Origin of the sequence: Sutterella massiliensis, from assembly GCF_016899755.1 — a bacterium.
Lineage (GTDB): Bacteria > Pseudomonadota > Gammaproteobacteria > Burkholderiales > Burkholderiaceae_F > Sutterella > Sutterella massiliensis.
This window is the reverse complement of the sequence record NZ_JACJJC010000427.1, coordinates 1-270: the sequence shown is the minus strand read 5'-3', so window position 1 is coordinate 270 and position 270 is coordinate 1. Positions and strand designations below refer to the sequence as shown.

Sequence of the window (270 nt, the reverse complement as noted above, 5' to 3'; positions counted from 1 at the left end):
GTACTCGATCAGGAGCGCCGGCCCGACGTCCATCCGCTGGACCGCCGAGAAGTAGGCGAACTGTGCACCGGCGACGGGGATCGCGCCGAAGACGAGGATGAACCACGCGTTGGTTCGCAGGGCGCCCCAGTTGCCCCGGAGCGCGCGGGCCGCGATCGGCCCGACGACCAGCGCCCCGATCGCGAGCCGGGCCAGGACGACGGCGCCCGCGCTCCAGCCCGCGTCGAGTAGGCCCCGGGCGAGGGCGCCGGAAAGCCCGAAGGACGCTGC

1 protein-coding gene is annotated in these 270 nt (G+C 74.4%); it reads right to left on the bottom strand.

Going from position 1 to position 270, the window contains the following annotated elements:
- The coding region (locus H6A60_RS13190; protein ID WP_205105321.1) for a DMT family transporter at positions 1 to 270 on the bottom strand (270 nt) is incomplete at both ends.